The sequence below is a fragment of the Komagataeibacter swingsii genome (genome assembly GCF_003207895.1).
Taxonomy (GTDB): domain Bacteria; phylum Pseudomonadota; class Alphaproteobacteria; order Acetobacterales; family Acetobacteraceae; genus Komagataeibacter; species Komagataeibacter swingsii.
Genome location: NZ_NKUB01000001.1, coordinates 38,650 through 57,126 on the forward strand (window position 1 = coordinate 38,650; position 18,477 = coordinate 57,126).

Genomic DNA, 18,477 nt, shown 5'->3' on the forward strand with positions numbered 1-18,477 from the left:
CAGTTTCTTTTCAGGTTGTCGGGAGCCGCGGCTGTTCGCCCGCGCTGTCGGGGGTGCTGCTGTTGGGATTGAGGTATTTCCACCCCAGCATCAGTATGATGGCGACCGCCGGCATGGTGGCCAGCGTGCAGGTGCCGTTGGGGTAGTCAAATAGCATCAGCACCAGGACGCTGGCCAGAAAGCCAAGCGTCAGCCATGCGGTGAAGGGGGCGCCGGGCATTTCAAACCCGGCCGACCTGATACGCCCGCTGCGGACCGCCTGGCGCAGCTTCATCTGGCTTACGACGATAAAGCTCCATGTACTGATAATGCCGATCGCCGCCATGTTCAGCACGATCTCGAACACCTGTGACGGGACGATATAGTTCAGCCCGACCCCCACCAGATAGACCGCGACCGTCAGCAGGATGCCGTTGGCGGGCACCGAGCTTGCATTCATGTGGGCAAGGGATTGCGGGGCCGCCCCGCCCAGCGCCATGGCGCGCAGTACCCGCCCGGTGGAATACAGGCCGGAATTGAGACTGGACAGGGCCGCGGTCAGCACCACGATGTTCATGATCGTATCGACGCCGGGTACGCCCAGCGCCTGGAAAAAGGTCACGAACGGACTGGTCCCGCCATGATAGGCCGTCCAGGGCAGCAGGCAGACCAGCAGCACCACCGACAGCACGTAGAACAGGCCGATACGCCATATGACACTGTTGATGCTGCGTGGCACGACCGTGCGCACGTCGGCGCATTCCCCCGCCGCCGTCCCGATCAGTTCAATGCCGGAATAGGCGAATACCACGCCCTGCACCAGCAGCAGGCTGGCGATCAGGCCGTGGGGGAAGATGCCGCCGTTATCGGCAATCAGGTGCAGTCCCGTCGCATGGCCATCCACCGGCATGCGCACGCCCAGGATGACGCTGCCAATGATCAGGAACAGGCACAGCGCCACGATCTTGATGAGGGAGAACCAGAATTCGATCTCCCCGAACCACCGGACGCCCACCATGTTCAGCGTGGTGACGATGCACAGCGCCATAAGGGCGAACACCCATTGCGGCACGGCGGCGAACGTACCCCAGAAATGCATGTACATCGCCACGGCCGTGATATCGACGATCCCGGTCATGGCCCAGTTCATGAAGGATAGCCAGCCCGCGACAAAGGCCGCCTTTTCCCCCATGAATTCCCGCGCATAGGATACAAAGCTGCCGCAGGTGGGGCGGTGCATCACCAGTTCGCCCAGCGCGCGCATGATCAGGAACGAAAACACCCCGCAGACCAGATAGACCAGCGCCAGCGAGGGACCCGCCACCTGCAGGCGCGACCCGGCCCCCATGAAAAGGCCCGTCCCGATCGCGCCGCCCACGGCGATCATCTGGATCTGGCGCGCGCCCAGCCCCTTGTGATAGCCATCATCATCCTCTGGCAGGATGGGGGTGCTGTCTTCCAGCGCGGGGTCCGGTTTGCTCATGCTCTGGTCTCCGCCATGGTCGGCGCGGGAGGGAGGAAATGGGAAGGGAGGGTTCCCGCCGGGATGGAAAGGGAAGGACGCGCCATGAAATCATCAGGCATCTTTATGGTCCCCGTCGGGAAAATTGTATAAAAAATAAGCAGTTCCTGTTTCCATGCCCCTATGGAATGCCGCAACCGGGGAAAACACGGCAGGCGCATGGGGCAATGTATGGAGCGGGGCAGAAACAGAAAGAAATATCATGCAGCATCAATTGGTTGTTCTGTCATGAACATTGTCAGACGGAATAACGACTGACAAGCATTGATGCCTTAATAAAAGCGACATGATTAAAAATTAAACATTATTTCCAAATCTTAAGCATAAAATGCACAATAGTTGACCAGTAAGAAAGCCTTTCGACATGCTTAAAAAGGACTCTGCACGGCGGGCGTCATGCCTTGGTGTCATCATGGGGGGGCTTGTGGTTGCCGGTTTGGCAACAGCGCCCGCCCATGCCGATAACGAGCGTTTTGAAGGCAGCGAACTGACACGCGACGCCCCGCAATATTTCGTGCTGCGCCCGCAGGACGGCCAGACCGCCGCCGCGACAGGGGAACTGCGGCTGTCGGAAAACGGGATCGATTTTACGAATGGTGAACTTCTGGAAGTCTCGCTGGAGCGGGGCGGCGATGGCCATCTTGTATACAGGGTGGATTATGGACAGAACCCGACCCTGCCGTCGGGGCGGATGCTCTGTCCGCCGCCGCTCAATCCGGTCTATCTGGATTTTGCCAGCCAGCCGGATGACGCGGACAGCTATCGCATGACCCTGTATTGCGGATCGCGTGCCGTGCCGTTTCGCGCCATTACGCCCGATCGTGCCGCGGCAGTGTTCAGTTACCGCCGTGCGGCGGATGCGCAATGGGCGCATAGTGCGTCCGAAGGGGGCTACCTGCACGGGGCGGTGGCGCAGTACTGCGCCCTTCACCATGACAGCGCGGGCGTGAACACCTGCACCACGCGCGAGGAGGCGGCCTATGCCACCATCATGTCCCGCCGCATCGCCCCACCTGTCCTGAAACAGTGCGCGGCCTATGTCACGGGACTGCGTGACCATGCGGGATATGTCAGTTTTGTCGGGTTGCTGAACTGCGCGCGCGTGCGCGACAGCCGTGCGCTGTTCGATTACTGCAGTCAGCGCATGACCGGACAGAAGCGTGAGGACGACACCCGTTTCCTGGATGGCAACCCGGTTCAGGCGCAGGGCGCGGCGCTGTGCTTCAACGCGCTCGCCGCCCGTCAGGCGCGCAAGGAATAGGGACGGCGGTGCCGGGGCGCTTCAGGCGACATCAGGCACTTCTATGCCCGATACGAACTTGAACACATCTTCATGGTGGAGCAGGAAAATGCGGTGCTTCTTGCCCAGCAGCAGCGCCTCCTGCGTATAGGGCGCGTTGGATACGATCGCGCCCACGCTGGCCTTGCTGTCGGTCTTTTCCTTTATGCCCTGCCAGATCACGTCTTCATGCACCGGCTTACGGTCCATCCAGCAATGCACCAGCATTTTCAGGTTGTTGCGGTTGCACTGGATGACGGACCCCAGACCCGTGGCCACGGGGGGGCGGGTGTCCCATCCCGCCTTTTCAATCCATTGTGAACAGAAGGCGGCGTATTCCGCCTGGTTCATGTCCTGGTGATAGGTGCTGGGTGTAACGGCGGCGGCAGGCGGCCTGATGGCCGTGCTGGCGGCCATGGTGGTGATGTGCCCCTGCACGGTCCTGCATATGCTGGGCCACAGCGCATGATATCCATGCCGCGTCAGTGTAGGCAGCAGGGTACTGCGTGTGAAGCGATCCAGGTACGTCGCCCATGAAGTGTGGGAAGGGGAGGTGACCGGCGTGTCATGCGCATTCTGGTACCACCGCCCCAGCATGGCGGAATGCCGCTGCGCCAGTTCCAGGCAGGCCCTGACGGCCTTGCGCCGCCGCGCCATGAGCCAGCCTGCGCGCAGGATCAGCACCATGACCCATCCCGCCCCGCAGACCAGCATCAGGGTCAGGATCAGCGACCCCAGTTTCTGGAAACCGCGCGTCATGAAAAAGATGTCGGTCGGTCGCGGCGTTTCCGCCTGCTGCACGATTACCGGCGGGGGGGCGGGCGGAGCGTCGTCCGCTTCGGTATGCTGCGGGCCGGTGGGGGTGGGTGTATCGGCGGCGGGCGGGGCGGGCTGCTGTACAGCCGGGGGGCGGGACAGCGGGTGTTCCGTGGCCGCCGTGGCCGGAACGGACCCGATCGGGGCGATGGCGCCCGTCATGAAATACAGCGGTGGCAGGCCCGGTACCGGCGGCACGCGCCGCATCAGGGGCAGGCCATTGCGGTTGGCTATTTTTTCCCAGCGGACATCAGGCGTAACATTATGGCAGTCACCCTGCCGGATCAGCGTTTTGCGCCATGCGGGTGACTGCTGCGTGCTGATGGCCTGGTCGGACAGGGCACGCAGGATGGCATCGTCCCCACACGCCAGCGTGGGATGGACGGCGCTGAACAGGCCTGCGGCGCTCGCGCTTGCCGGCAGGCACAGAAGCAGGCAGGCACTGGCCCATATCCGCATGATGCTCGTCATCCTTCCGGTCTGGGAACGGGAATGAACAGACCCAGGGTATCAGCAAATTGGAATGTGTTAATGTACAGATGCCGATATGCAGAATACATCCCTTTTTGTAAACAGTCTTTATTTTGTCCTGTTTGTCGGAATTGATACGGTCCCGACATCCTGGGGCGAAAAAGTGGCATGTCCTTATCGGGGGGCTGCCCCCTTATCCAACTTATGGCGATGTTCATGAACTTCGCGGATGTTCATCAGGACAGATTGGAAGGCAGGAGCGGATGACTGACCGTTTTGCAGTTGTGCTGGCGCGCCATCCCGCCGTCATGGGGGCGGAAGGCCTGTGTTACGGCCAGCGGGACGTTGCCCTGGCGGATGGATGGGAGCGCATGGCCGATGGCCTGCGCACCGTCATGCAGGGGGTGGGGTGCAGGATTCTGTTCTCCTCACCGGCCCGGCGCTGCCAGATGGTGGCCGAACGGGTGGCGCGGTTCATGAACCTGGAGCTGAAGGTGGATTCACGTCTGCGTGAAATCAGCTTTGGCGAATGGGAGGGCCGGCCATGGACTCACATTTCACGCGCCGCGCTTGATGCATGGGCGGCCGATGTTTCCGGCTTTACCCCTCCTGGTGGGGAAAATGGCAGCGACCTGCGCGCCCGTGTGCGGCATTTCTGGACCGAGATGCAGCAGCGCGGCCAGTCCTGCGCCGTGCTGACCCATGGGGGGCCGCTGCGCCTCATGCATGGTATGGTCCATGGCATGCCCGGCAGCCTGCTGGCCCCGTCGCCGCCCATGGGGTCGGTGCGGGTGATCGAACAGGGCCTGCCCGGATTCAGGACAGGGCAGCCAGGATCGCACATTCCGCCACAACTGCCGTTGCACCAAGAACGTCTCCGGTTTGGCCGCCAATCTGCCGCCGCGCGAACAGGCACATTATGACCGCCGCCCCGGCCGCCACGGCACAGGCAAGGGCCGCGCGCGGCCAGGGAAGCAGCACGGCGGCGCACAGGCCGGCAAGTCCCATGCACGTCGCCAGCGCATGGCCCGGCACGCCCGCCATGGAACTGGCCAGTCCGTCACTGCGCGCGGGCGGCAGGCGCCACAGCACGGCCGCCATGGCCACGCGCGCCAGCGCACCGGCCACCGGCATGGCCATGATGGCCACGGCGCCCGGCATGGCGGCCAGCGCCGTGATGCGCACCAGCAGCGCGATGACCAGCGCCATCACGCCATAACTGCCCACCCGGCTGTCACGCATGATTTCCAGCTTGCGCGCGCGGTCCCGGCCACCGCCACAGCCATCGGCCATGTCCGCCAGCCCGTCTTCATGCAGCCCGCCACAGGCCAGCAGCAGCATGCCGATGCTCCATCCCGCAGCCGGCAGGGCGGCAATGCCCAGCCACCGCAGCCCCGCATAAAGCAGGCTGCCGCATGCCCCTAGCCCCGCGCCGACCAGCGGCCAGCACCATATGCTGCGCGTCATGGAATAGGGCAGGCCGTCATGCGCCAGCCATCCCACCGGCAGGCGGGTCAGCAGCCCGATCCCGCAGACAAGGTCGGCCCGCAGGCGGCCCATGATGGTCATGCCTTTTCGCTGACCCGCGCCTGCGCGAATGTCGCCATGCCGCACAGGCAGGCGGTGGCGGCGCGCACAAGGGGAATGGCCAGTCCCGCGCCGGAGCCTTCGCCCAGCCGCAATCCCAGTTCCAGCAATGGTGACAGCCCGAGTGCCGCCGCCAGGTGGGCATGCCCGCCTTCGGCCGAACAGTGCGACAGGCGGGTATGGTCCAGCCCGTGCGGATGCAGCAGCGCCAGCGGGGCAACGGCGGCCGTGCAGATGAAACCGTCCAGCAGTACGGGAATGCCCATGTACCGCGCGGCGATGGCCGCCCCCATGATCGCCGCCAGTTCATGCCCGCCAAGGTAACGCGCGATGACCAGCGGGTCCGCCAGCCGCGTGCCGTGGCGGTCCAGCGCGCGGTCGATCACCGCCGCCTTGTGCCGCACGCCCGCGTCATCCAGCCCGGTGCCGCGTCCGGCCCATTTCGCGCCCCCACCGCCAAACAGGGCGGCGCACAGGGCGGCGGCGGGGGTCGTGTTGCCAATCCCCATTTCCCCCAGGCACAGCAGGTCCGTATCTGGCCGCACGGCCCGCATGCCGGTGGCCAGCGCGCGCAGGAAGGTCGTCTCGTCCATGGCCGGGGCATGGGTCATGTCGGCTGTGGGGCGCAGGTCCTCCGCTTCCACCACGTGCAGGCGCGCGGCGCTTACGCGGGCGATCTGGTTGATGGCCGCCCCGCCATTGCGGAAATTTTCGACCATCTGGCGCGTGACATCGATGGGCCACGGTGTCACACCCTGCGCTGTCACGCCGTGGTTGCCCGCGAAGACGATGATGTCCACCCGTTCGGCGCGGGGGCGGTCGGTGCGCTGCCACCGTCCGGCCCAACGGGCCAGCTCCTCCAGCCGTCCCAGGCTGCCGGGCGGCTTGGTCAGATGGCTGTCATGATCGGTCATGGCGGCGTCGGCCGCCATGTCGGGCGCGGGCAGGTCGCGGCATAGCTGGCGCAGCGCGGCCATGTCGCGTGGATGGGAAGGACGGGATGGCATGGGCAGCGTTGTGTGGTCTTATGCGCCCGGATGCAAGATGGCGGAGGATAAAATGAAGGCGGCGGGCCAACCTGATACGATGTCCGGCATGCAGGGCTGCATTTTCGTGCTGGGTGGCGCGCGTTCGGGCAAGAGCCGCTTTGCCGAAAACCTGTTCCCCCAATGGCCCGCGCCATGGACCTACCTTGCCACCTGCCAGCCCCATGATGGGGAGATGACCGCGCGCGTGGCCCACCACCGGGCGCGGCGGGGTGCGGGCTGGCATACGGTCGAGGAACCGCTGGACCTGCCCGCGGCCCTTGATGGGGCGGATACGTCGCCCGTCCTGGTGGACTGCCTGACGCTGTGGCTGACCAACCTCATGCTGGGCGAACATGATATCGCGGTGGCCACGCAGGCGTTGCTGGCGGCCCTGCGCCGCCGTACGGGGCCGACCGTGCTGGTGTCGAACGAGGTGGGTCAGGGCATCGTGCCCGATAATGCGCTGGCGCGCCGCTTCCGTGATGAGGCAGGCTGGCTGCACCAGTCTGTTGCGCGGGATGTCGCGCGCGTGGTTTTTGTAGTGGCCGGCCTGCCGATGGAGATGAAATGACCCTTACCCCCGAAGAAATCCGCCATCGTGAAAAAATGGCCAAACGCAAGCAGGTGCAGGACAGGGAAGTCAGCAGCAAATCCATCGAGAAGGGGTTGCTGGCGGTCCATACCGGCGCGGGCAAGGGCAAGTCCACCGCAGCCTTCGGCATGGCGCTGCGCACGCTGGCCCATGGCGGGCGTATCGTGGTGGTCCAGTTCATCAAGGGGGCGTGGAACACGGGGGAGCGCAAGGCGCTGGAACGCTTTGGCGATCAGGTGGAATGGCATGCGCTGGGCGAGGGCTTTACATGGAATACGCAGGACCGCACCCGCGACATCGCCAACTGCCGCGCCGCGTGGGACCAGGCGCGCGCGGCCATGCGGCGCGCGGATGTGGCGATGGTGATACTGGACGAACTCAACATCGCGCTGCGCTACGACTACCTGCCGGTCGATGAGGTACTGGCCGATATCGCCGCCCGCCCCGCCATGCAGCATGTGGTCGTGACGGGCCGTAACGCCCGCCCGGCCATGATCGAGGCCGCCGATCTGGTCACGGAAATGACGCAGGTGGCCCATCATTTCAGGAAGGGGGTCAAGGCGCAGGCCGGGATCGAATTCTGATGGCGGCCCGCGCGCTCATGTTCCAGGGCACCGGGTCCAGCGTGGGCAAGTCGGTGCTGGTGGCGGGAATTGCCCGCGCGCTGACCCGGCGTGGCCTGCGCGTGCGCCCGTTCAAGCCGCAGAACATGTCCAATAATGCGGCGGTCACGGCGGACGGGGGCGAGATCGGGCGCGCGCAGGCGTTGCAGGCGCGGGCCTGCGGGGTTGCCTTGTCGGTGGACATGAATCCCGTGCTGCTCAAGCCGCAGGGCATGACCGGATCGCAGCTTGTGGTGCGCGGCCGCATGCGCGGGCAGGTGCGGGCGAAGGATTTCCAGTCCTTCAAGCGCGGCCTGATGCCCGAGGTGCTGGACAGTTTCCATACCCTTGCCGGTCAGGCGGACATCGTGCTGGTCGAAGGGGCCGGATCGGCGTCGGAGGTCAACCTGCGGGCCGATGACATCGCCAATATGGGTTTTGCGCAGGCGGCGGATGTTGATGTCGTGCTGGTGGGCGATATCGACCGTGGCGGCGTGATCGCAAGCCTTGTCGGCACGCAGGCTGTCGTGGCCACTGGGGACGCGCGGCGCATAAGGGGCTTTATTGTCAACCGCATGCGGGGTGACCCGTCGCTGTTCGATGCGGGAATGGTGGCGATTGCCGGCATGACCGGCTGGCGGCCCGTGGGGCTGGTCCCCTTCCTCGACCGAGTGCGTGACCTGCCGGCGGAAGACGCCGCCGACCTGCATGCCGGCAGGCATGGCGGGACGGGGGGCGTGCGCATTGCCGTGCCGTGCCTGCCCATGATCGCCAATTTCGATGATCTCGACCCGCTGGCGGCGGAAGAAGGCGTCAGCCTGACCATGGTGCGGCGGGGGCAGGTGCTGCCGCCGTGTGACCTTGTGATCCTGCCCGGTGCGAAGGCCACCATCGCCGACCTTGCTGCATTGCGGGACGAAGGGTGGGATATCGACATCCATGCCCATGCGCGCCGTGGTGGTTACGTCATGGGCATATGCGGTGGCTACCAGATGCTGGGGCGCAGTATTGCCGACCCGCTTGGGATCGAGGGGCCACCCGCAACCGTGGCGGGGCTGGGGCTGCTTGATGTGACAACGGTGCTGGAAGGCGGCAAGCGGCTGGAGGATGTAACCGGCCGCCTGCTGCCCGAAGGGACCGCCATGCGCGGGTATGAAATGCATATCGGCCGGACCACCGGCCCCGATCATGATGCGCGGCCCCTGATTGACCTGGGGAGACGTCATGACGGCGCGGTCAGTCCGTCGGGGCGGATATGGGGTACCTACGTCCATGGCCTGCTGGCCGATGGTGGGGCGCGGGCGGCCTTGCTGGCGCGGCTGGGTGGCCATTCGGACGGGCATGACCATGATGCGAGGGTGGATGCGGCGCTGGATGCGCTGGCCGATCATCTGGAAACGCATCTTGATATCGATGGCCTGCTGGCCATGGCGCGCCCGGTGCGGGGCTGAAACGTTCGCCGCCGTTTCGCTCCCGCGCGGCGCGCATCATCCTTGCGGGGAGGCGCCTGCAATGACCCGCCGCTTCATCTATCCGGACGTTATCGCTGAAATGCGGGCTGTCGGTTCGAAACATCGTGTCGGGCAGATATCGGCTGATGGGGCACAGCGCGCCGAAAGCGCGATCGTCGCGATTGAAGAAAATGATATCCGCGATTTTCTCAAAGGCGGTTTGAAAAGTCAGCTCATGATAGCGCTTTAAAATTAAAAGAAGTTTTTGGTGAAGCTTTTTGCAGAAGCTTCGAAAGAACGCTGCCTTTTTGAAAAAAGACAGCACCTGAAAACTTTTATTGTTTTTTATCAATGAGTTATTTTCAAACAGTTTTTCATAAATCATGGAAGGGGAACTGGCCAGGTTTGGCATTGATGAGGATGCCCAAGGGTCACAGACGCGCAAGGTCGTGCGTGCGCTCTTGCTCTGGCTGCCGAAGCGCGAAAACGAAGCCGCATGAACGCGGGAAAATAAAAAAAGCTTCACCACGGATGCCGTCTTGTGAAAAGGCGGCGTCCTGGTGAAACCTTTATTGTTTTCAGGGATGCTTCAGAGGCAGGCGTTGGATCGGCGCCGTCGTGACGCCCGGGCCAGCAGGGCCGTGGCCGTCACACCCGCCAATGTCTGGATCAGGCAGGCGCGGCGGTACAGCGCCAGCGCGCGGCACAGGTCGGCGGGACGCAGCGTGGCTGGCCCGTCGCCCACCCACGGCTCCGCCACGCTGACGCCGTTATAGGCGCGCGGACCAGACAGGCGTATGCCCAGCGCGCCCGCCATCGCGGCTTCCGGCCACCCGGCATTGGGGGATCGGTGGCGGCGGGCGTCGCGCCGCAGGATGCGCAAGGCGTCCCGCGCGCCCATGCCCTTCATGCTCAGGGCGGCAAGGATGATCCACAGCGCCGACAGGCGGGACGCGGGCAGGTTGACCAGGTCATCCAGCCTTGCCGCCGCGCACCCAAAGGCTTCATGCCGGGGCGTGCGGTGGCCGATCATGCTGTCCGCCGTGTTGACCGATTTGTAAAAGACCGCGCCCGGCAGGCCGCCTGCCGCCATCCACAGCAGGGGGGCCACGATGCCGTCGGAAAAGTTTTCGGCCAGTGTCTCGGTCGCGGCCCGCAGCACGCCCGCCATATCAAGCTGTTCGGGGTCGCGGCCCACAATGTGGGAAACCGCGCGCCGGGCGGCGGGCAGGCTGTCGCGTGCCTGTATCGCCACGGCTTCGACATGGTCATGCAGCGAACGCTGGGCGACAAGGGAACTGGCCAGTACCGCCGTCAGCGGCAGCGCCAGCCAGCGGGGCAGCACACGGCGGATGGCATGGTCCACCAGCATGGCGGTTGCCGTGGGCACCGACACGATCAGCACGCTGGCCACAAGACCGTTGGCCCGGCGTTTTGCCGGGGTGGCGTCCGGCGTATTGAGGCGTCGGTCCAGCATGCCGACCAGCCCCCCGATCCACATGACCGGATGCCCGACGCGGCGCACCAGCGCCTGCGGATAGCCCACGGCCATGTCGGTCACTGACGCGATGCAGGTGGTGCCAAGGTTTCGCAGCATGAAAAGGGCAGGGCGCATGCCCGCGTGGATATGGTGCGGCCCGTGACGGGTCAAGGGCGCGGCCTGTATCAGGAATTATTTTAAGTAATCTGTTGATAAAGGATAATAAAAGTTTCTGTCTGCCGCCTTTTTCCAAAAAGCGGCGTTTCCCTGTAACGTTTTGAAAAAAGCTTCACCAAAAATTTCCTTATGACCCGCAACGCGCCAGACCGGGCATTGCGGAATGCAGCGGACACTGCGGAACAGGTTGACGGAACGCGCAAAAGTTTGCCCGCCCCCCATTTTTTCGTGATCAATATTTCTTGCATTAACCAATATGCCGGAAAAAATGGACTAGGCATTTATCCGGACCTCACGGATATAGTGAGCATTCGGATCAAGAGAGACATGGCATAGCGGGCAGGCGTTTTTGGGTATCAGTGGTTTACGGTTCACTTCGTCGCGACGGCGGTTCATGCAGGGACTGGCAGGGGCTGCCGCGTGCAGTACGGTTCTTGCCGCCCTCCCGGCCCGCTCCAGCCCGCCCGCATCCTATGCCCCGCGTTTTTTCACCCCCGCCGAATGGGCGTTCCTGGTCGCCGCGTGTGACCGCCTGATCCCGGCCGATGAAAATGGCCCCGGCGCGCTGGCGCTGGACGTGCCGCGTTTCATCGACATGCAGATGGACACGCCCTACGCCCATGGGGCGCAGTGGTACATGCAGGCGCCCTTCGTGCCGGGGCCGGACAATTTGGGCTACCAGTTGCCCCATGCCCCGCGTGACCTGTACCGGCGCGGCATCGCGGGCATGGACGCCCACGCGGCCACCCGCCATGGCAGGCCGTTCGCGGGCCTTGCGCCGGCATTGCAGGACGACCTGCTGCGCGGGGCCGAAAACGGCGGCATGACCTTTGGCGACCTGCCATCCACCGCTTTTTTTGACCAGTTGCTGGCCAATGTGATGGAAGGCGCGTTTTCGGACCCCGTCCATGGCGGCAATACCGGGCTTGGCGGCTGGATCATGCTCGGCTTTCCCGGCGCGCGGGCCGATTTCATGGACTGGGTGGACCGCTACGGCGCGCATTACCCGCTGGGCAGCGTGTCCATATCGGGGGAAACGGCATGAGCGACGACGCACGCAGGCTGCGCGCGGTTGACGTGGTGATCGTGGGCGGTGGCTGGGCCGGGTCCATCATGGCCAAGGAAATGACCGAGGCCGGTCGGTCGGTCGTCATGCTGGAACGCGGGCCGGACCGCAGCACGGCGGCGGACGGGGCCTATCCCGCCTCGATCGACGAACTGGAGGCCAATTTCCGTTATAAGCTGTTCCAGGACCTGTCGAAGAATACCGTCACCATCCGCAACAACAGCCGGCAGACGGCGCTGCCCTATCGCCGCATGGCCGCCTTCCTGCCCGGTGAGGGCGTGGGCGGCGCGGGCCTGCACTGGTCTGGCGTGCATTTCCGCATACCGCCCGATGACCTGCGCCTGCGTACGCGCGTGATCGAGAAATACGGCGCCAAATTCATTCCCGAAGGCATGAACCTGCAGGATTACGGCGTCAGTTACGAGGAACTGGAACCCTTTTTCGACAAGGCGGAAAAGGTATTCGGCACATCGGGCGAAGCCTACATGGTCAAGGGGCAGGTGGTGGGGAAGGGGAATGTGTTCTCCCCCTCGCGTTCTGACCATTTCCCGCTGCCCGCGCTGAAGGATGTCTATACCGCCCACCTGTTCCGCAAGGCGGCGGCGGAAGTGGGATTCCACCCCTATTCCCTGCCGGCGGCCAATGCGTCGCGGCAGTACATCAACCCGTATGGCGTGCAGATGGGGCCGTGCAATTTCTGCGGTTATTGCAGCGGGTATGCCTGTTACATGTATTCCAAGGCATCGCCCAACGTGAACATCCTGCCGGTGCTGCGGCGTCACCCGCTGTTTGAGCTGCGCGCGGGCTGCCATGTAATGAAGGTGGAACTGGATGCGGAGGGCAGGCGGGCGACCGGCGTGACCTATACCGATCCCGATGGCGCGGTCGTGACCCAGCCCGCGGAGATGGTGATCCTGACCGCGTTCCAGTTCCATAATGTCCGGCTCATGCTGCTGTCGGGCATCGGCAGGCCTTATGACCCCGCACGCAACGAAGGGGTGGTGGGGCGCAATTTCGTCTACCAGAACGTAACGACCAGCAATGTCTGGCTCGACCGCGGTATTGATACGAACCAGTATATCGGCGCGGGCGGCGGCGGTGTCGCGTTTGATGACTTCAACAGCGAAAATTTCGACCACGGGCCGCTGGGTTTCGTGGGGGGATCGCCGGTCTGGGTGAACCAGGCGGGTGTGAAGGCAATCGCCGCCGCCCATTCCGGCGGCCCGCCGGGCACGCCGCGCTGGGGCAGTGCGTGGAAGGCGGGCGTGATCGACACCTACCGCCATTCCCTGCGCATTGATGCCCATGGCGCGAACATGGCCTATCGCGACGTGTATCTCGACCTCGACCCGACATGGAAGGACGCTTACGGACAGCCCCTGCTGCGCATGACGTTTGACTGGAAAGACAACGACATCCGCATGAACCGCTATGTGGTGGACAGGATCGGCGACGTGGCGAAGGCCATGGGCGCGCGGCGCGTCAACCTGACAAAACGCGAATTCGGCAGGCCGTTCGATACACGACAGTACCAGACCACCCATCTGGGTGGCGGAGCGGTCATGGGCACGGATCCGGGCACCAGCGCGCTCAACCGCTACCTGCAGTCATGGGATGTGCATAATGTATTCGTGATCGGGGCGAACGCCTTTCCGCAGGGAACGGGCTACAACCCCACCGGCATGGTCGCGGCGCTGGCGTACTGGGCGGCCCACCACATCCGCACGACCTATCTTGCCCATCCCGGGCCGCTGGCGGGATGACGGGCATGGCGTGGGGAAAGCGGCTGTGCCTGCTGGCGGCCGTGCTGGCGGCGGGGATGATGGCGACGCCACTGGCGCGCGCGCAGGATCAGGCACCGGATCACCAGCTACACGGGCAGGACGGGGATGATGCGGTCGCGCGCGGGGAATACATGGCCCGCGTGGCCGATTGCGGGGCCTGCCATACCGTGCCCGGCGGTGCGCCCTTTGCCGGGGGCATGGCCTTCCACCTGCCGACCGGCACGCTGTACGCCCCCAACATCACCCCGGACCGGCAGACGGGCATTGGCCGGTATTCCGAAGCCGAATTCAGCCGTGCCCTGCGCCGGGGCATCCGCCGTGACGGGGCGACGCTGTACCCGGCCATGCCCTATCCGTCATATGCCCGCCTGACGGATGCGGACGTGCATGTGCTGTATGTCTATTTCATGCAGGGGGTAAAACCCGTCACGCATGCGGTGGCGCAGGATGGCATGGTGTGGCCGATGTCCATGCGCTGGCCGCTTTCCATCTGGCGCACGCTGTATGCCCCCGACCCGGAGGCCGTGCGGCGCGACATGGATCGCCGTACCTTCGCCGACCCGCTGGTGGCGCGTGGCAGCTATCTGGTCGAAGGGCCGGGCCATTGTGGCGCGTGCCATACGCCGCGCGCCCTGACCATGCAGGAAAAGGCCCTGACGGCGGCGGATGGGCCGCTGTACCTGTCGGGGGGGGACGTGGTGGATGGCTGGCGTCCCGTCAGCCTGCGCGGGGAAAACCGCACCGGGCTGGGGCGGTGGAACGAACATGACATCGTCCGTTTCCTCGCGACCGGGCGCATGCCGCTGGGGGCGGCCTTTGGCGGCATGGCGGACGCCATTGGCCATGGCACGCAGCATATGACGGATGATGACCGGCTGGCGATCGCGCGCTACCTCAAGACCCTGTCACCCGCAGCACCCATGGTGGCGCAGGGCTGGACCTACGACCCTGCGGTAACGGACGCCCTGCGCGCGGGTGATGTCTCGGCCCGGGGCGCGCGGGCCTATGTCGATCGCTGCGCGGCCTGCCACCGCACCGATGGCCGCGGCTATCCCACCACGTTCCCGCCACTGGCGGGCAACCCGGTGGTCATGGACCCCAGACCCGATTCCCTGATCCGCATCGTGCTGGAAGGCAATATCCTGCGCGCCACGCGGCAGGCGCCTTCCGCCTTTGTCATGCCCGGTTTCGCCGCGCGCATGGACGACAGGGCCGTGGCGGATACCGTCACCTTCATCCGCGCGGCGTGGGGGAATGACGCGCCTGCCGTAACAGGCGTGGATGTGGCGCGGATACGGCGCACCCTGTCGCCCGGACACCCGCCCGCATCCTTGCCCATGAACTGATTGTGAACCATGCGCGGGGCGGGGTTCGATTGCCCTTGTCCCCCGGACTTGCCTCAATGACCTGATATCCAGCACGGGGAGACGATGACCATGTCCATGCACAGGCGTGACCTGTTCCGTGCCATCCTGCCATTGTCCGTGGGGCTGTATGGTGTCGCCCATGCGGCGGAACCGGCGCGTGATGCCACCAACCGCGACCATGGCGTGGCGCCCTCCGGCCCGTTCGAGGTCGTGGCCCGGTTTGATGGTCCCGGCCCGTCCGGCATCGCGGTGACGCATGGGCGCGTATTCGTGGGGTTCCCCCGCCACGCGGTCAATCACCACGGCGCGACCTTGGCTGAACTGAAGGACGGGAAGCTGTACCCCTATCCCGACGCGGCGCACAGCATGCCCTCCGACCAGCCGCCAGCAAGCCGCCTCATGTCCGTGCATGGCATGACGACGGATGCGCGGGGGCGGTTATGGGCCATTGACGATGGCAAGCTGGCGGGGCAGCCACTTGTCCCCGGTGCGGCGAAAATCATCGGCATCGACCCGGAAACCGACCGGATCTCCGCCAGCATCATCCTGCGCGCGCCGACCCTGCTGCCCGACAGCCACATGAACGACCTGCGGGTGGACCTGACGCATGGGGCGCAGGGTACGGTGTATGTGACCGATTCCTCCTTCGGCCTGTCGCCCGCCCTTGTGGTGGTGGATATCGCGACAGGACGGCAGCGCCGGGTGCTGGCCGATCATCCCTCCATCCAGGCGGAGCGTCCCTTCATGGCGGTGGTGGAGGGGCGACCGCTGGTGTTCGATCCCCCGCGGCACCCGCCCGCCTTCGTCTGGGGCGGGGTGGACGGCATTACCCTGTCGCCCGACAGCGCCACGCTGTATTACAGCCCGCTGACCAGCAGGCGGCTTTACGGCATTCCCACCAGCCTGCTGGCTGATTTTTCCAAGACCGACGCGCAGCTTGCAGCCGGAATACGCGACCTGGGGGAAAAGGGCGTGGCCGACGGGCTGGCCAGTGATGCAAGGGGGCGCATCTACACCACCAATTTCGAACATGACGCCATCTTCCGCCGCAATGCCGACGGGACGTTCGACACCATGGTGCATGACCCGCGCATCCTCTCGCCCGACGGGATATTCGTCGATGGCGACATGGTCTACTGCACGCTGGGGCAGTGGAACCGGCTGGGCGGGCTGAATGGCGGGCATGACCTGCGGGTGCCCCCCTATTACCTGATCCGCTTTCCCACCGACGCCCCCGTGGCCATGGACGCGACAAAGCCCGCGCATGGCTGGTTGCCCCTTTCCCCCGACGCTGAATTGCGGCAACAATCCATGCCATGAATATTATGTCGCGTATGATCCTGCCGCTCATGCGGCGTCTGGAACCCGAGACCGCCCATCACCTCGCCCTTGATGCCCTGCAACTGGGCCTGGGTGGGGTGTCCTGCCCTGGGAAGGATGACCCGGCGCTGTCGGTGCGGGCCATGGGCCTGCGGTTTCCCAACCCCATCGGCATGGCGGCGGGGTTTGACAAGAATGCGCTGGTCGTGCGCCCGCTGGCGCGATCGGGCTTCGGTTTTGTCGAAGCCGGAACCGTGACCCCGCGCCCGCAGCCCGGCAACCCGCAGCCGCGCCTGTTCCGGCTGACGGAAGACCGCGCCATCATCAACCGCATGGGCTTCAACAACCAGGGCATCGACCGTTTTGCCGTGCGCATGGCGCGCCTGCACCGCGTGGCGTCCCCGCGCCGCACGCCGGGGGCGCAGGTGCCGGTGGGGGCGAACCTTGGCATCAACAAGACCGGCGCGGACCCCGAGCGCGATTACCCCATGCTGGTCGGGCGGGTGAAGCATTATGCCGACTACATCGTCATCAACCTGTCCTCGCCCAACACGCCGGGCCTGCGCGACCTGCTGGAGGCCACGCGCCTGAAGGGCATCCTGGACGCGATCAGTGCCGCCCACCCCGAACGGCCGCCGCTGCTGGTCAAGATTTCGCCCGATATCGCGCATGATGACGTGCCAGCGGTGGTCGAGGCCGCGATTGCGGGTGGCGTGCAAGGGCTGATTGTCTCGAACACCACCATTTCCCGCCCGGCGGGGCTGCGCAGCCCGTATGCCAGCGAGACCGGCGGCCTGTCCGGTCGTCCCCTGCGCGCGCTGGCGCAGGACATGCTGGCCCGCGTGGCGCAGGTGGCGGATGGCCGCGTGGCGCTGGTGGCCTGTGGCGGGATCGAGACCGGGGCCGATATCGTGGACCGGGTGCGCGCGGGGGCGGACCTTGTGCAGATCTATACGTCCTATGTTTACGAAGGGCCGGGCATCATCGCGCGGCTGAAGGCCGAAACCCTGCGCGCGCTGCGTGCCGAAGGGTTCGAGACACTGGCCGATGCCAAGGGGACCGCCCGCAAATGAAATGGCATGACGGGCTGTCCACGCTGAACGCGGATTATGACGGCTACATCCTCGACCTGTGGGGTGTGGTGCATAATGGGGTCCAGCCCTATCCCGGCGTTCTGGAATGCCTGCAGCGCCTGCGGGCGGCGGGCCGTCGCGTCGTGCTGCTGTCCAACGCGCCGCGCCGCACCGCAACGGTCGAGCCGAACCTGCGCCGCATGGGCGTCAGCGCCGACCTGTATGACGCCATCATGACCAGCGGCGAATGCACCCACCGCATGCTGGCCAGCCGCGATGACCCGTGGTTCGCCGCACTGGGGCGGCGCATGATCCATCTTGGCCCGGAAAAGGACGTGGATGTCTATGCCGGGCTGGACCTTGATGTGGTCACCGACCCGGCGCAGGCGGATTTCGTGCTCAATACCGGGCCGGATGCCGAACTGGGGGAAGAAGACATCGCGCCCTACCTGCCGCTGCTGCAACGCTGCGCCGCGCAGGAACTGCCCATGATCTGCGCCAATCCCGACCAGCAGGTCATCCGGGGCACGCAGCGCCTGATCTGTGCCGGCGCCATGGCAAGCTGGTATGCGGAACATGGCCGCGACGTGCGCTGGATCGGCAAGCCCTACCCCGAAGTGTACGGGCTGGCGCTGTCATTGCTGGATGTGCCGCGTGATCGTGTGCTGGCGCTGGGGGATGCGCTGGCGACCGACATGCGCGGGGCCGCCACCGCCGGGATTGATGGCTGCTGGGTGCTGGGTGGTATCCATCAGGAAATGCTGGGCGGTAGCTGGAAACAGGGGCGTAACCCGGATTACGACCTCGCACTGGCCGAGGCCTCCGCCGCCGGGCTTGCGCCGGTGGCCTGCGTGCCGTCCCTGCGCTGGTAGGGCGGCCCTCC

The 18,477-nt window shown here is 65.2% G+C and carries 18 protein-coding genes; 12 read left to right on the top strand and 6 right to left on the bottom strand.

Annotated features, from left to right (window positions below; all coding sequences use genetic code 11):
• Positions 1–10: 10 nt before the first annotated feature.
• Entirely contained in the window at positions 11–1,462 is a 1,452-nt protein-coding gene (locus CFR76_RS00175) for an amino acid permease (RefSeq protein ID WP_110555302.1), read from the bottom strand.
• A gap of 403 nt (positions 1,463–1,865) precedes the next feature.
• Here CFR76_RS00175 and CFR76_RS00180 point away from each other — a divergent pair, with 403 nt between their 5' ends.
• A complete protein-coding gene (locus CFR76_RS00180) occupies positions 1,866–2,762 on the top strand; it encodes a hypothetical protein (RefSeq protein WP_110555303.1) in 897 nt (298 codons plus the stop codon).
• A gap of 21 nt (positions 2,763–2,783) precedes the next feature.
• Here the strand turns inward: CFR76_RS00180 and CFR76_RS00185 are convergent, their stop codons facing one another.
• Complete coding sequence (locus CFR76_RS00185) at positions 2,784–4,055, bottom strand: restriction endonuclease (protein ID WP_110555530.1); 1,272 nt, start codon at positions 4,053–4,055, stop codon at positions 2,784–2,786.
• 275 nt (positions 4,056–4,330) lie between these two features.
• Between CFR76_RS00185 and CFR76_RS00190 the strand changes: the two genes are divergently transcribed.
• Positions 4,331–4,990 (top strand): histidine phosphatase family protein, encoded by a 660-nt coding sequence (locus CFR76_RS00190; RefSeq protein ID WP_110555304.1) that lies wholly within the window; start codon positions 4,331–4,333, stop codon positions 4,988–4,990.
• Here the strand turns inward: CFR76_RS00190 and cobS are convergent.
• Positions 4,884–5,636: an adenosylcobinamide-GDP ribazoletransferase gene (cobS, locus tag CFR76_RS00195; RefSeq protein WP_110555305.1), complete on the bottom strand. Its 753-nt coding sequence runs from the start codon at positions 5,634–5,636 to the stop codon at positions 4,884–4,886. The two genes, CFR76_RS00190 and cobS, sit on opposite strands and share 107 nt — an antisense overlap.
• Positions 5,633–6,661, bottom strand: a complete 1,029-nt coding sequence (gene cobT / locus CFR76_RS00200; protein ID WP_110555306.1) for a nicotinate-nucleotide--dimethylbenzimidazole phosphoribosyltransferase — start codon at positions 6,659–6,661, stop codon at positions 5,633–5,635. The genes cobS and cobT overlap by 4 nt, the downstream gene beginning before the upstream one ends.
• Between cobT and cobU the strand changes: the two genes are divergently transcribed.
• The 4 genes from cobU (at position 6,660) to CFR76_RS00220 (ending at position 9,577) form a co-directional block, all read left to right on the top strand.
• Positions 6,660–7,253 carry a bifunctional adenosylcobinamide kinase/adenosylcobinamide-phosphate guanylyltransferase gene (gene cobU, locus CFR76_RS00205; RefSeq protein WP_110555531.1) on the top strand — a complete coding sequence of 198 codons (594 nt, stop codon included), beginning with the start codon at positions 6,660–6,662 and terminating at the stop codon, positions 7,251–7,253. The two genes, cobT and cobU, sit on opposite strands and share 2 nt — an antisense overlap.
• Positions 7,250–7,858: a cob(I)yrinic acid a,c-diamide adenosyltransferase gene (cobO, locus tag CFR76_RS00210; RefSeq protein WP_110555307.1), complete on the top strand. Its 609-nt coding sequence runs from the start codon at positions 7,250–7,252 to the stop codon at positions 7,856–7,858. The genes cobU and cobO overlap by 4 nt, the downstream gene beginning before the upstream one ends.
• Positions 7,858–9,327, top strand: coding sequence for a cobyric acid synthase (locus CFR76_RS00215; protein WP_110555308.1), 1,470 nt, complete (start codon positions 7,858–7,860; stop codon positions 9,325–9,327). The genes cobO and CFR76_RS00215 overlap by 1 nt, the downstream gene beginning before the upstream one ends.
• A gap of 61 nt (positions 9,328–9,388) precedes the next feature.
• The gene (locus tag CFR76_RS00220; RefSeq protein WP_110555309.1) at positions 9,389–9,577 is read left to right on the top strand and encodes a hypothetical protein; all 189 of its coding nucleotides are present in this window, start codon (positions 9,389–9,391) and stop codon (positions 9,575–9,577) included.
• A 339-nt stretch (positions 9,578–9,916) separates the two neighbouring features.
• On the opposite strand, the gene cbiB is transcribed toward CFR76_RS00220, so the two are convergent.
• Together cbiB and CFR76_RS00230 are read right to left on the bottom strand one after the other, a co-directional pair.
• Positions 9,917–10,978, bottom strand: a complete 1,062-nt coding sequence (gene cbiB, locus CFR76_RS00225) for an adenosylcobinamide-phosphate synthase CbiB (RefSeq protein ID WP_110555310.1) — start codon at positions 10,976–10,978, stop codon at positions 9,917–9,919.
• Between the two features lie 21 nt (positions 10,979–10,999).
• A complete protein-coding gene (locus CFR76_RS00230; protein ID WP_146222619.1) occupies positions 11,000–11,239 on the bottom strand; it encodes a hypothetical protein in 240 nt (79 codons plus the stop codon).
• A gap of 139 nt (positions 11,240–11,378) precedes the next feature.
• Between CFR76_RS00230 and CFR76_RS00235 the strand changes: the two genes are divergently transcribed.
• From CFR76_RS00235 to CFR76_RS00260, 6 genes are all read left to right on the top strand, one after another.
• Positions 11,379–12,029, top strand: a complete 651-nt coding sequence (locus CFR76_RS00235; RefSeq protein ID WP_167402023.1) for a gluconate 2-dehydrogenase subunit 3 family protein — start codon at positions 11,379–11,381, stop codon at positions 12,027–12,029.
• Entirely contained in the window at positions 12,026–13,813 is a 1,788-nt protein-coding gene (locus tag CFR76_RS00240; protein WP_110555313.1) for a GMC family oxidoreductase, read from the top strand. Before CFR76_RS00235 ends, CFR76_RS00240 begins: the two co-directional genes overlap by 4 nt.
• Positions 13,814–13,818: 5 nt before the next feature.
• Positions 13,819–15,180, top strand: coding sequence for a c-type cytochrome (locus tag CFR76_RS00245; RefSeq protein WP_408884344.1), 1,362 nt, complete (start codon positions 13,819–13,821; stop codon positions 15,178–15,180).
• An 84-nt stretch (positions 15,181–15,264) separates the two neighbouring features.
• Positions 15,265–16,521, top strand: a complete 1,257-nt coding sequence (locus tag CFR76_RS00250; RefSeq protein ID WP_110555314.1) for an L-dopachrome tautomerase-related protein — start codon at positions 15,265–15,267, stop codon at positions 16,519–16,521.
• Complete coding sequence (locus CFR76_RS00255) at positions 16,518–17,594, top strand: quinone-dependent dihydroorotate dehydrogenase (RefSeq protein ID WP_110555315.1); 1,077 nt, start codon at positions 16,518–16,520, stop codon at positions 17,592–17,594. Before CFR76_RS00250 ends, CFR76_RS00255 begins: the two co-directional genes overlap by 4 nt.
• The gene (locus CFR76_RS00260) at positions 17,591–18,466 is read left to right on the top strand and encodes a TIGR01459 family HAD-type hydrolase (RefSeq protein ID WP_110555316.1); all 876 of its coding nucleotides are present in this window, start codon (positions 17,591–17,593) and stop codon (positions 18,464–18,466) included. Before CFR76_RS00255 ends, CFR76_RS00260 begins: the two co-directional genes overlap by 4 nt.
• The last annotated feature ends 11 nt before the right edge of the window (positions 18,467–18,477 follow it).